Genomic DNA, 11,154 nt, shown 5'->3' with positions numbered 1-11,154 from the left:
TATGTTAACAACAAAAGAAGGAATGCAGTCAGAAATATTTGTACCAGTTACTCCAAAGCCAGTGTTTTCTGAATTAAAAAAGCCACTTAGCGAATGTAAAGTAGCTTTTATTACAGCTGGTGGAATTCATAAAAAGAGCCAAACACCATTTAATACATCGGGAGATTTTTCATACAGAACAATAGAGTTTTCGACTCCATCATCAGAGCTTATGGTTACTCATGGAGGTTTTGATAACTCGGATATTAATAAGGATGTCAATGCAATGTTCCCTATTGATAGATTACATGAGCTTGTTGATGCGGGATTTATTGGTTCACTTGCTACAGAAACATATACCTTTATGGGAGGTGGTGGAAATGTGGAGAAGTTTAAGAACGAAACAGGACCTGAAATTGCTAGAAAGCTTAAAGACCAGGAGGTGGATATTGTCCTTTGCACAGGTGGTTGTGGTACGTGTCATAGATCTGCCACCATCGTAACTAGATGCTGTGAGGAGCTTGGTATGAGTTGTGTGGTTATTGCTGCGCTGCCACCAATTGCTCGCCAGCAGGGGGCACCAAGAATCACTGCTCCTCACGTTCCAATTGGTTCTAATGCAGGAGAACCAAACAATGTACCTCAGCAGACTGCTATCGTGAAGGAGTCATTAGAGTGGGTTCGTGATTGTCCAAGCTATAACCAGATGAAGGTACTTCCTTACGAATACAGACATAATGTATAAGTAGGATTAATAATCATAATGATAAGCATAACCATTTCTTATTAGACAGTGATTTAAGTCAATGATATATTAATACAAATCTTGAACAAAGGCGTTCACACGTAAGGTTACTTCGTGTGGGCGCTTTTGTTTTTATAAAAGGGAGGATCGCAAAATGAATTTAAGCTTTTTATCAAAGCTTTTGCCAATGTTATTTGTTGGATTAAAAGTTACAATCCTCATTGCTATTGTAGGTATTTTTCTTGGATTTATTTTAGGTACAATTGCTGGTTTTGCTTTAGAAAGTAAATATAAATTTTTTAGGGGAGTAGCAAATATTTATATATGGGTTATTAGAGGAACACCTCTAATTGTACAGGCTTTATACGTTTATTATGTTATTCCAAAACTTTTTGGAATAGATTTGGAAAGTAATACTGCCGGAATACTAGTAATTACATTGAATTCAGGAGCTTTTATTGCAGAGATAGTTAGAGGGGCGTTGAATGGCATTGACCCAGGTCAACGGGAAGCAGGTGTTTCCTTGGGACTGACTCCAACTCAAACCACATGGCATATTATTGTTCCACCAGCATTTAAGTCCATTCTACCAGCATTGTTTAATCAGTTTATTATTTCTGTTAAGGATACTGCTCTCTTATCAGTAATAGTTGTAAATGAAATAACTCATCAGGCGCAAAACTACGCGGCTTTAAGCTATAAAACAATTCCTACCTATACAACATTGGCTTTGTTTTATTTGACACTTATTTCAGTTTTAATCATTTTACAGAAGATGGTGGAGAGAAAGATATCGAGGTGATGCTATGGAACCATTATTAAAGATAAATAATATAATGAAAAGCTTTGGAGACTTAGAAGTGCTAAAAGATATAAGCATGGATGTTAATGAAGGAGAAGTGATAGTTGTAATAGGCCCTTCTGGTTCCGGCAAAAGTACATTTCTCAGATGCATTAATCAGCTAGAAACACCTACAAGTGGTGAAATTTGGTATAAGAACAAAAATGTAATGGACCCAAGTCAAATCTCTTTAAGAGATTTTAGAGAAGAGGTTGGTATGGTGTTCCAAAGGTTTAATCTTTTCCCAATGAAGACAGTTCTTCACAATGTAATGCTAGCTCCTGTTCTTACTAAAAGAAAGAATAAAATTGAAGCGAAAGAAAAAGCAATGGAGCTTTTAGCCAAAGTTGGCTTAGCCGATAAGGCTACTGTGAAACCAGTAACACTTTCTGGAGGCCAGCAACAGAGAGTCGCCATCGCAAGGGCGCTGGCAATGGAGCCAGTAGCATTACTATTTGATGAGCCTACATCGGCCCTTGATCCGGAACTTGTGGGAGATGTGCTTAAGGTAATGAAGGATTTGGCAAAAGAAGGTATGACCATGATAGTGGTAACTCATGAAATGGGATTTGCGAGAGAAGTGGCAGACAGAGTTATTTTCATGGCTGATGGTTATATCGTGGAAGAGGGAAAGCCGGAGGATATTTTTACTAATCCCAAAAACGAAAGAACTAAAGCTTTCTTATCGAGGGTTTTGGAAAACTAGTGATTGGAGGATGAACATGGGAAAGTATTACATTACTATAGCGAGACAATTTGGTAGTTTAGGTAGGCCAATTGCTAAGGAACTATCTGAAATGCTTGGCATTGAATATTACGACAGAGATATTGTTGAAGCTGCATCAAAGGAATTAAAGCTTCCTGTTTCAGTTATACATTCTGAGGAAGAGAAAAGTGTCAAGAGCAGCTTTTTGAATATGCTTTTTCCATTAGGTACAGATAGCATAGATAAGCAAGATAAGATTTTTGAGGCTCAAAAAAAGATAATTACAGATTTTGCTGAAAAGGATTCGGCTATATTCGTCGGCAGATGTGCGGATTATATACTTAAAGATTACCCAAATGTTTTAAATATCTATATTTATGCTCCTGAAAAAGAACGTTACTTGAATTGTGTAAATGCTCTTAAAATGTCTCCAAAAGAGGCTAAAAAAATGATGGAAGAAGTAGATAGAGCCAGAGAACAATATTGGCATCGATATGCAGGACATTCTCCAGCAGATTTCGAGTATACTCATTTAATGATTAATTCAAGTTTGTTTGGAATTCATGATACATCAAAAATCCTTGCAACTATCGCGAAGGATAGATTTATGTAGGGTTTATTTATAAGCAGATTAACAAAGGAGGACTAACGTATGAAGATTAGAATGGTGAAAAGAATTGTTGGGACTTTGCTGGCATTGGTAATGCCTTTGTCCATGGTGGCATGTGGTGAGGAAGAAGCAGCAGAGACTACAGAAAGCGTTGTAGAGACCGCTGAAGATTCTGCTGAATCATCTGCACCAGAGTCTGTAGAAGGTGCGCTAAAGGGGGTTACATTGTCATTTGGTACATCAGGATTATTCGCTCCGTTTTCTTATTACGATGAAGATGGAAATCTAATAGGATTTGATATTGATTTCTGTAATGCACTACAAGATTACTTAGGTTTTGAGATTGATGGTGAGATGCAAGCAATGGACTATTCTGCACTTGGAACATCCTTGGCCGAGGGTAAGTTAGATTTTGGTATGGCAGCCCTTTGTGCAACAGATGAACGAAAAGAGGTGATGAGCTTTACTAATACATACTGTGATTCAGGATTATCAATTGGTATTAACACTGAGACATCTCCGTCTGAATTGAATTCTGTAGATATGCTTTCAAGTGGAGATTACAAACTTGCTGTTGAAAAAGGAACAGCTTCACATATGTACGCACAGAAGATTGGTGTGCCAGAAAGTTCACTTGAGGTTCATGATGAAATTACAACAGCTTATGAATCATTGGAGCAGGGCAAGGTTGATGCAGTAATGCAGGATACACCTGGTTTAGCTTATTATATTAAGACCGCTGATGATACAAAAGTAAAAATTGTTGGAGAACCATTTAATCAGGGGCAGTCTCCATATGCAATTGCATTTTCATTCGATTGTGTAGACAAAAATCCTGAGATTGTAGAAATATTCAATAAGGCTGTAGAAGATTTAATTGCTGATGGTACATATGATGAGCTTTCAAAGAAATGGCTTGAATAAAGGTAACTATCTCATTCCATAATATACATTCCAAACAAAGGCTGTAGTAAAAACTACAGCCTTTTGGATGTTAGAAATAAAACATCTAATCAATTTCTTCAATCAATAAGTCTATAAAATGGCGAGCAGCAGGAGAAAGGGCGGTAGAAGCTCTATAAGCAACACCTAGTTCTCTAGAATAGGGTGGATCAAGTGGTAAAGCCAAATAGTCAAAATCAATTCCTTCAACTACTAGTTTTGGTAAAATAGATAATCCTAGGTTATTAGAGACCATAGAGACAATTGCGCTATCGTCTTTTGAGGAATACTTCATGTTAGGCACGACACCTGAATCATCTAATGCGTAATGAATATCATAGTCAGTTCCTTCAGCTGAAATAATAAATGGTTGTTGGTGCATGCGAGTGATAGGAAATGAGGATACATTTTCCCCAACATAATCCTTTGGAAGAACCGCAATAAGAGGGTCGTCTGCAATATGAATCCATTCCAATTCATCAGTATTCCTTCGGCTCATAAGACCAAAATCTGCAATGCTGTTATTCACCCAATTTATTATTTCATCAGTCCCACCCTCAAGTAGCTCAACTTCAATTCCGGGATATTGATGTTGAAACCTGTTTAATACTTTTGGTAGCCACATCCTAGAAGTGGAAGCGAATGATGCTATGGTTAGATGGCCAATATCAAGGCCATTAAGAGACGCTACAGTCTGCTCTAGTTGCTCATTTATTGAGAGCATTCTTCTTATAATAGGCAGGAGAACTTCTGCATTGGCAGTAAGCTCTATGCCCTGCCTGGTTCGATTGAAAAGAGGGAAACCTAGCTCTTGCTCCATGGATTTTAATATATGACTGACGCCAGGTTGAGTGTATCCCATTTTTTCGCCGCTTCTTGTAAAATTCTTCGTTTCGGCAATATCTGCAAAAAGAACGTACTTATTAATCTCCATAATCATATCCCTCCTATATCTAGTAATAAAAAAGGAGGCATTCCCGAAATGGGAAATGCCTCCTTTGGCTTGAGTTATTAGTTGACATTATACGTAATGTCACCATAACTGTCTAGAATAACTTTACTATTCAGTCATTACATTTTCGAATGATGTGTATTCAAAATAGTCAGTTTACAAAAAAACGTATTAATAGCATTATTGGACAAAAAGGAGGAGGCAGATATGGAGCTAACACCTAAATGTAAAGAATATGCATATCATTTAAAAACTATAGATTCACATACAGAAGGAGAATATACACGGATCTGTTATGAAGGTTTTCCTAAGTTGGAAGGTACAACAATGATGGAAAAGAAAAAATATCTTATGAAAAACTATGATTTCCTTAGGACAGCATTAATGCTAGAGCCGAGAGGCCATAGAGATATGTTTGGAGCAACGCTAACAGAGCCGGTTCATGAAGAGGCAGACTTTGGAGTAATTTTCATGGATAGCGGGTCCTGCTTAAATATGTGTGGACACGGAACTATCGGAACGGCATCCATGTTGGTTGAAACTGGACTGGTGGAGGTGACAGAACCTTATACATATGTGGTTTTAGATGCACCTAGTGGACTTATAAGAACCAAGGTTCATGTGGAAAAAGGAGAGGCGCTAGATGTTAGTTTATTGAATGTACCTGCTTTTTTGTATAAAGAAAACTTATCAATCAATATCGATAGGTATGGAGAAATCATTTTTGATATATCCTTTGGAGGTTCTTTTTTTGCATTGGTTAATGCCGAAAAAATTGGGCTTGATTTGGAAATAGAAAATATGGAAGAAATTACAAAGCTTGGCATGGAACTTATTTCAAAGATTAACAAACAGGTTGAAATAAAACATCCATATTTGGATATTACTACAGTGGATTTGGTGGAATTTTATTCTCACACAAACACAAAACAAGCAGATATGAAAAATTGTGTGATTTTTGGAGACGCTCAAGCAGATAGAAGTCCTTGCGGCACAGGGACATCTGCAAAGCTAGCTGCATTATATTCAAAGGGGGAATTAAAGCTCAATGAAAAATTTGTATACGAAAGTATCACCGGCTCTTTATTTACTGGAACTGCAGTTGAAGAAGTGGATGTGGCAGGCATGAAAGGGATTATACCAAGAATTAATGGTAGTGCTTGGATAACAGGGCTTAATGAATGGATTATTGATGAAAATGATCCATTGAAATATGGATTCCTTTTGGGGGAACATCAAACAAATTAACTAAATAGGAGGACAAAATTATGAAACTCAATGACACAGGATTAACAGCACAGGACATTAAAGACAAAGTAAGTAAATATATGATTGAAACCTATGAGCGTTTTGATTTCATTGCAGAGACAGCTAAGGAGCAGTACATCTATGATGAAAAGGGTGAAGCATATTTAGATTTTTACGCAGGTATCGCAGTAAATTCAGCTGGTAATTGTAACGAGAAGGTTGTAGAGGCAGTAAAGGATCAGGTTTCAGATATTATGCATACCTTCAATTACCCATATACAATTCCACAGGCACTTCTCGCCGAGAAGGTTTGTACTACAATTGGAATGGATAAGATTTTCTATCAGAATTCAGGAACAGAAGCTAATGAAGCTATGATAAAGATGGCCAGGAAATATGGTATCGAAAAGTATGGTCCTAACAAATACCATATCGTTACTGCAAAAATGGGATTTCATGGACGTACTTTTGGAGCTATGTCTGCAACAGGACAGCCTGGTAATGGATGTCAGATTGGTTTTGGTCCTATGACTTATGGATTTTCATATGCACCATATAATGATTTACAAGCATTTAAGGATGCATGCACAGAAAATACCATTGCTATTATGGTTGAGCCAGTTCAGGGCGAAGGAGGTGTACATCCAGCTACTAAGGAATTTCTTTGCGGCTTGAGAGAATTCTGTGATGAAAATGGAATGCTTCTTCTCATTGATGAGGTTCAGACAGGATGGTGCAGAACAGGTGCTCCAATGTGCTTTATGAATTACGGCATCAAACCGGATATTGTTTCTATGGCAAAAGCTCTTGGAGGTGGAATGCCTATCGGTGCAATCTGCGCAACAGAAGAAGTAGCAAAAGCTTTTTCAATGGGATCACATGGAACTACATTTGGCGGACATCCAGTTTCCTGCGCAGCAGCCTTAGCTGAAGTAAATGAGCTTCTAGATAGAGATTTGGCTGGAAATGCTAAAAAAATTGGTGACTACTTCATGAAGAAACTTGCAGCAGAATTACCACATGTGAAGGAAGTTAGAGGTATGGGCTTATTAGTGGGTGTTGAGTTTGATGATAGTATTTCTGGAGTGGAAGTTAAACATGAATGTTTGCATAGACATCTTTTGATTACAGCTATTGGGGCTCATATGATTCGTATGATTCCACCACTTATTGTTACTGAGGAAGATTGTGATAAAGCGGTTGCTATTATAAAGGAATCTGTTGAAGCTTTACTATAATAGGAGGCGCTTTATGAATGATTTTACATTTTCAATTCCGCAAAAAGTTATAGTTGGAAAAGGCTCATTGGAAAAGGTTGGACAGATTTCAATTAATCTAAATGGTAAGCATGCATTTATTATTTCTGGTCCCAATTTGGAAAAGATGGGAGTTGTATCAAAGGTAGCTCGTATTCTTTATGAAGTCTCAATAGAGGTAGACTTTTTCACTGATATCGAAGCAAATCCCTCTGTTACAACAGTAGATAAAGCAACCAGAGCTTTTATAGAATCTGGGGCTGATTACATTGTTGCACTTGGCGGAGGCTCTCCTTTAGATGTGGCCAAGGCTGTGGCTGTCGTTGCAAAGTATGGAGGCTCTATCACAGATTACGAAGGAGCGCATAGGGTCCCGGGTAAAGTAGTGCCAATGATTGCAATCCCTACCACTGCAGGTACGGGATCTGAAGTTACTGCTTTTTCTGTAATAACGGATCACATAAGGGATTATAAGCTTACAGTTTTTAGTTATGAGTTGATTCCAGATTATGCAATTCTAGATCCAGAACTAATAATGACATCACCAGCATCAGTTGCTGCAGCATGTGGAATCGACGCTTTTATTCACGCGGAAGAATCATATATTTCAAGAGATGCATCACCATTTACTGAAGCTATGTCGGAAAAAGCGATGGAGTTAATTGGGAGAAGTATAAGACAATTTGTGGCTAATAGAGAGAATGAGGCGGCAGCAGAAGATATGCTGCTGGGTTCCTTATTTGCAGGAATAGCTTTTTCGTGGGCAAGGTTAGGAAACGTACATGCTATGAGCCATCCTGTCAGCGCTTATTTTGATGTTCCGCATGGTGTGGCTAATGGAATACTTCTTCCAACAATTGCAAAATATAATTCAACATCTGATGAAGGAAAGTATTTAAAAATATATAATTACATATCGGTAGAACCAGTTACTAAAGAGCGTTTTAAGCCAGAAATGCTTGCAGACGCTTTTAGAAAGTTAAATGCTGAGCTTGGAATCCCAGCTAACTTAGCTTCTGTAGGTGTAAAGGAAGAATATATAAAGGCTATGGCTGAGGATGCTATGAAAAGCGGCAATATCATGGCAAATCCAAGGAAAACTGAATATGAAGATATTGTAGAATTATATAAAGACGCAATGTGACATATCGTATATAAATATCTCACCTCTGTTTTATTGTAATCACCTGCTATATCGTGATAAAATGATATTGAAGCAGACAATGTAGTCTCATCAGGGACTCAATGTCTGCTTTTTTGTCTATATACACGTTCTTCTAAAGAAAAGGAGATTTGTTATGGCAGCATTTGAAAGAATTAAATCAGGGATTCCAAAGATGGATGAAGCACTTGATAACATTAGGCTTGGGGATAATGTAGTATTTCGAGTGACAACTCTAGAGGAATTCAAAGTTTTTCTAAATCCATACATAGAGCAGGCTAAGATTGATAAAAGAAATATAATCTATTTCAGATTTGCAAGTCATGCGCCATTAGTTGAAGACTGCCCAGAAATAAAGCGTATAGATATTCCTTTGTCCCACAGATTTGAGACCTTCACAGTTGATATCCATAATGTTATTGCTGATGAGGGATTGGATGCATTTTATGTGTTTGATTGTTTATCAGAACTTCAAGCAGCTTGGGCTACAGATTTGATGATGGGAAATTTCTTTAGAGTGACTTGTCCGTTTCTATTTACATTGGATACTGTAGCATATTTCCCAGTGCTTAGAGGAATGCATTCCACTTATGCAATTAATAAAATAAAGAACACGGCGCAGGTATTTATTGATGTTTATTCAGATGACAAAAATATGTATGTTCGTCCTGAAAAAGTATGGAATAGACATGATGAAAAAATGCTTATGCCGCATATTTATGACAAAGATATCGGTGATTTTTACCCAATAATTGATGGCGTTCAATCCAGTCGTTTTTATCAAATTCTTGGAAAACTGCAGCGCTCTCAAAAAGACCAACATTCAGACTATTGGGATAGATTTTTTAATAAAACAAAAGCTTTATATGAAAGCGGTCAGGATGTTAAAGAGTACGGGGACAAAATGTGCAATATCATGATGACTCGTGATGAAAAAATGCGTCTTATGGTAAAAGAAAATTTTACGCTTGAAGATTATTTTGAAGTTCGAGAGCATATGATTGGCACAGGCATGATAGGTGGAAAATCCTGTGGAATGCTGCTTTCGCGAGCAATAGTAAGAAATAAGCTGCCTGAAATATATGAAAATATTGAGCCTCATGATTCATTTTATGTAGGTTCTGATGTTTACTACACATATATCGTTGATAATGATTTCTGGGATTTAAGGGTCAAACAAAGAACCGAAGAAGGATTCTTTACATTGGCAGAACAATTTTCCAAGGAACTTCTTAGCGGTTCTTTTGATAATGCAATCGAAGAGCAGTTTAGGGACATAATAGAATATTATGGACAGGATCCATATATTATTCGCTCAAGTAGCATTCTAGAAGACGGTTTTGGAAATGCATTTGCAGGGAAGTATGAATCAGTATTTTGTGCTAATCGTGGTACAGCTGAAGAGCGATTACTAGAGTTTGAAAATGCAGTTCGAACAGTATATGCCAGTACAATGAGTCTTTCGGCATTGGAGTATAGAAAGAGACGAGGGCTAGAAAAACGCGATGAGCAAATGGCGCTATTAATTCAAAGAGTTTCGGGTTCATATTATGGAGATAGCTTTATGCCTTGTGCAGCTGGTGTTGGCTACTCATATAGTCCATACAAATTTATAAAAGAAATTGACCAAAGCAAGGGAATGCTTCGACTGGTAATGGGACTTGGTACATCAGCTGTAGATAGAACAGAAGGTTCATATCCTAGACTTGTTAGTTTGGGAGCGCCTGAGAAAACTGTATATACGAATTCGGCAGATATGCATAAGTTTTCTCAAAGAAAAATAGAGGTGGTAGATACGAAGAGCAAGAGCTTAAAACAGCTTGAAGTAAAGGAATTACTTCCTAATATCACTTTCTATCACAAGACTATGCTGTTGGATTATGATTATGAAGCAGAAACTCATCTGCGTGAAGTTGGAAGAAACGATGAAGTTATGTTTGTATCATGCAGAGGACTGGTCAAACGGCCGGAGATAATGGGGGCTCTTAAGAATATAATGGCCTGCATCCAAGCTGAATATCAACATCCGGTGGATATAGAATTTGCTATCAATCTCTCTGAAAATGACGAGTATATGATTAATCTTCTTCAGTGCAGACCACTTCAGGTTCATAAAGATTTAGGAGTAGTGCAAATTCCAAGTGATATTGGAAAAGACCGGATAATTCTTGAGAGTTACGGATGCTCCATGGGACTTTCTAGATCGACAAAATTAGATATAGTAGTCTATGTTAATCCAATCGAATATTACAATATGCCTCATTATGAAAAAGTTAAAGTAGCTAATCTTATTAGTAGAATAAATGGCTTTATTTCTGAGAATGATAAGCGAGCTTTTCTTATGTGCCCAGGCAGAATAGGCACATCATCACCGGAGCTTGGTGTACCAACTACTTTTGCTGATATAAGCGGTTTTGAAGCTATATGCGAGATGGAAGAAAGAAAAGCTGGATACAATCCAGAGTTATCATATGGAAGTCATATGTTTCAAGATTTGGTGGAACAGGACATTTTGTACACAGCAGTATTTTCTGGAAAAGAAGGTACGATTTTTAATCCAGAATATCTTAAAAGCTATGATAACATCACTGAGAAATTTGAGGGTGGTGATGAATTGAAAGATATTGTACAGGTCTATAGTGTCAGTGATGAAAATCTACAAATATTTAATGATTTAAAAACAGAGCACTTTTTATTAACAGGCTAAATCTAA

General features: G+C 37.3%; 10 protein-coding genes. 9 read left to right on the top strand and 1 reads right to left on the bottom strand.

The window, feature by feature from the left end; translation table 11 throughout:
• Position 1 precedes the first annotated feature (1 nt).
• The 5 genes from prdB (at position 2) to BLR54_RS11935 (ending at position 3,805) form a co-directional block, all read left to right on the top strand.
• Positions 2-724: a D-proline reductase (dithiol) protein PrdB gene (gene prdB, locus BLR54_RS11955; protein ID WP_090421395.1), complete on the top strand. Its 723-nt coding sequence runs from the start codon at positions 2-4 to the stop codon at positions 722-724.
• Between the two features lie 154 nt (positions 725-878).
• The gene (locus BLR54_RS11950) at positions 879-1,526 is read left to right on the top strand and encodes an amino acid ABC transporter permease (RefSeq protein ID WP_090421393.1); all 648 of its coding nucleotides are present in this window, start codon (positions 879-881) and stop codon (positions 1,524-1,526) included.
• A 4-nt stretch (positions 1,527-1,530) separates the two neighbouring features.
• Positions 1,531-2,271, top strand: coding sequence for an amino acid ABC transporter ATP-binding protein (locus tag BLR54_RS11945; protein ID WP_090421391.1), 741 nt, complete (start codon positions 1,531-1,533; stop codon positions 2,269-2,271).
• Positions 2,272-2,287: 16 nt separating this feature from the next.
• A complete protein-coding gene (locus BLR54_RS11940; protein WP_090421389.1) occupies positions 2,288-2,884 on the top strand; it encodes a cytidylate kinase-like family protein in 597 nt (198 codons plus the stop codon).
• 39 nt (positions 2,885-2,923) lie between these two features.
• On the top strand, positions 2,924-3,805 hold the full coding sequence (locus BLR54_RS11935) for a substrate-binding periplasmic protein (RefSeq protein WP_242871244.1): 882 nt from the start codon (positions 2,924-2,926) through the stop codon (positions 3,803-3,805).
• Between the two features lie 85 nt (positions 3,806-3,890).
• On the opposite strand, the gene BLR54_RS11930 is transcribed toward BLR54_RS11935, so the two are convergent.
• Entirely contained in the window at positions 3,891-4,757 is an 867-nt protein-coding gene (locus BLR54_RS11930; RefSeq protein WP_090421387.1) for a LysR family transcriptional regulator, read from the bottom strand.
• A 225-nt stretch (positions 4,758-4,982) separates the two neighbouring features.
• Here BLR54_RS11930 and BLR54_RS11925 point away from each other — a divergent pair, with 225 nt between their 5' ends.
• The 4 genes from BLR54_RS11925 (at position 4,983) to BLR54_RS11910 (ending at position 11,148) form a co-directional block, all read left to right on the top strand.
• Positions 4,983-6,023: a proline racemase family protein gene (locus BLR54_RS11925; protein WP_090421385.1), complete on the top strand. Its 1,041-nt coding sequence runs from the start codon at positions 4,983-4,985 to the stop codon at positions 6,021-6,023.
• Positions 6,024-6,043: 20 nt separating this feature from the next.
• Complete coding sequence (locus BLR54_RS11920) at positions 6,044-7,261, top strand: aspartate aminotransferase family protein (protein WP_090421383.1); 1,218 nt, start codon at positions 6,044-6,046, stop codon at positions 7,259-7,261.
• A gap of 13 nt (positions 7,262-7,274) precedes the next feature.
• On the top strand, positions 7,275-8,423 hold the full coding sequence (locus tag BLR54_RS11915; RefSeq protein WP_090421381.1) for an iron-containing alcohol dehydrogenase: 1,149 nt from the start codon (positions 7,275-7,277) through the stop codon (positions 8,421-8,423).
• A 154-nt stretch (positions 8,424-8,577) separates the two neighbouring features.
• Positions 8,578-11,148 (top strand): PEP/pyruvate-binding domain-containing protein, encoded by a 2,571-nt coding sequence (locus BLR54_RS11910; RefSeq protein ID WP_090421379.1) that lies wholly within the window; start codon positions 8,578-8,580, stop codon positions 11,146-11,148.
• Positions 11,149-11,154: the final 6 nt, after the last annotated feature.

The organism is Pseudobutyrivibrio sp. YE44 (assembly GCF_900104335.1).
Taxonomy (GTDB): Bacteria; Bacillota; Clostridia; order Lachnospirales; family Lachnospiraceae; genus Pseudobutyrivibrio.
Note: the sequence above shows the minus strand (reverse complement) of the source record. Positions and strands in the feature narration are given on the sequence as shown.